The sequence below is a fragment of the Amycolatopsis sp. NPDC051071 genome, assembly GCF_040682875.1.
Classification (GTDB): domain Bacteria; phylum Actinomycetota; class Actinomycetes; order Mycobacteriales; family Pseudonocardiaceae; genus Amycolatopsis.
The window spans coordinates 1-2317 of the sequence record NZ_JBFBBY010000320.1; the positions used below are offsets into that span (position 1 = coordinate 1).

The following is a 2317-nucleotide window of genomic DNA, read 5'->3' on the forward strand; positions in this document are numbered from 1 at the left end:
AGTGATTTGGGTCGTTAGAACGACCCAAATCACTCACGACTCTTTTGCTCTCAGTAGCCATAATCGAGCCGCTGAATCACCCCCTAGTGTTATCCGCTCACCGTGGTGGTTGCCTAAAATTACGAACACATGTTCGACCAGGTTTTGGTATTGTTGAGGGGTGTCCGAGACCCCTGTTCTTCCCGAGTTGCCGCAGGAGTTGTGGCGTGCCGGGAAACAGGAGCTTGCTCACGGTGTGACGCACCTGTTGCAGGTGATGCGCATGGCGGCCGCCGGGTTGGGGAACTATGTGGCGGAGATCGAGTCTCGCGGCGCTGATGACTTGTATGGGTATGGGACCGCGGCGTTGTGGTTCGCGGATGTCGCGAGGATTTCCCGGGGGGACGCGCGAACGTTTGTGAAGCGGGCGTTGGCGTTGAACCCGACTCGTGGCGTGGACGGCACGGAGGTTCCGGCGTCCGCCCCGGCAACCGCCGCCGCGGCCGCGGAGGGCGCGGTCGGGGAGCAGCACATCGACGTGATCCTGGAGATCCTGGGAAGGATCCCGCCTGACGTGTCGTCGGTGAAGCGGGAGGCTGCGGAGAAAATCCTCGCCGACCTCGCCCGTTCCGGTGGCCCGAAAGAGATCACCGAGGCTGGTACGGATCTGCTCGCGCGCCTGGACCCCGACGGCAAAGAACCCAAAGACCCCGAACCCACCGAACCACGCCGCGCAATGTTCATCGAGCGCCGCAAGGACGGGTTCTGGAAGGTTTCCGGCCTGCTGGACGAGGAAACCGGTGCCCGGACCGCAGCCGCACTCGACGCCTACGCCACGCGGCGTCCGGTGGACGAATTCGGCCAGGCTGATCACCGGACCCTGCCGCAATGCCGGGGTGACGCGTGGGCTGAACTTCTTGACCTCGCGATCGCCTGCCCCGACCAGCCCGGAACGAGTGGTTATCGCACGATGGTGCATGTGACTGTCGGTTTCGACGTGCTGAAGTCCGGGGTCGGGAAAGCGTGTCTGGATTTTGTCGGGGAGCTCACCGCCCGCGAAGCACGGATGATGGCGTGTGACTGTGTGATGGTGCCGGTGGTGCTCAGCGCGGCCGGTGAACCCCTGGACGTGGGGCGGCTCAAGCGGTTTGTGACCCCGGGGCAGCGGCGGGCGTTGAACGTGCGGGATCGGGGTTGTAGCTTCCCGGGGTGTCACCGGCTCCCGAAACACTGCCAGGCCCACCACGTCCGCCACTGGGCCGACGGCGGACGCACCGATCTCCGGAACCTGGTGCTGCTGTGTCACTTTCATCACCGGCTGATCCACCACGGCGACTGGGACGTCCGGATCACGTTCGACGGACTACCGGAATTCATACCACCCCAGTATCTGGACCCACTACGAACTCCCCGACGCAACATCCTCCACCGCGCCATCACCTGCCCCCCCACTATCCGAGGAGCCCGCCACCGAACCGGCGACGGGCTCCTCGACCTGCCCGCGCAACCTGGCGACCCCGATGGCCATCCGCGTGGCCGCACTCGGCCTCGCCGAACGCAGGGGAAGCCGGAGAGACCGCGGAGCACCTCGCTTCGACGACCGGGACTTCCACCGGCCCGCTGGAATGCCTGCTCGATCACCTGGTCTCGATGGAGGTCTTCGACTTCGACGCGGAGTCCGGCCGATATCGCCGACGAGCCTCGGAACGATCACGAGCGGCGAGCCGCCTGCACCGAACGCTTCGGACCGACGAACGCTTCGACTGGAGCCGGTTCCCGGACATCATCGACATCCGGGGCGGCAACGGCACCAATCTCGCGGCGAATCTCCATGCCCATCGCGAGGTCCGCCGCCGGGTCCTCGATCTTGCCCCAGCGACCGCCACCACCACCGTCAGGTTCGCCGAGGCCGGGCTCGGCCACCGGGCGGGCGCCGTCACCGGCAGCTTCTTCGGCGGACCGGGCTTCGGGCTGATCGTCGCTTGGATCGCCACCGTCGCGCTGGCCATTTACTGGATGCGTGCCGCTTTCTCGCGTAGCTGAGGCTCCGGTACCGCTTGGGGTCGTGAGTGTTTTGGGCCGTTCTGACGAAGGGTGTTTGGGACCTACGGCGAGTGAGCCGGGTAGCGGCCGGTCTCTGAAGGACTCCTTGAGGGACCCAGAGTTTCCTCAAGGTGCCTCTCACCCGTCCCGGAAGGCCATCACGAGCCCCAGCAGCATCACCAGTCACCACGGCGGCGCGTGAAGGACCCCTTCCCTCGGCTCAGCCGAACAAACTCGACCTTCACACCTTCCCCAGTACAGGAAGGCCCCCTTCCTTGCGCTAGGCGCAAGGAAG

At 65.5% G+C, this 2317-nt stretch carries 1 protein-coding gene and 1 pseudogene; both read left to right on the forward strand.

The genetic code is table 11. The features are described from left to right. Positions 1–160: 160 nt before the first annotated feature. A pseudogene (locus AB0M65_RS40755) lies at positions 161–1408 on the forward strand (DUF222 domain-containing protein); the annotation flags it as partial. A 221-nt stretch (positions 1409–1629) separates the two neighbouring features. Beyond that, complete coding sequence (locus AB0M65_RS40760; RefSeq protein WP_364041016.1) at positions 1630–2022, forward strand: hypothetical protein; 393 nt, start codon at positions 1630–1632, stop codon at positions 2020–2022. Positions 2023–2317: the final 295 nt, after the last annotated feature.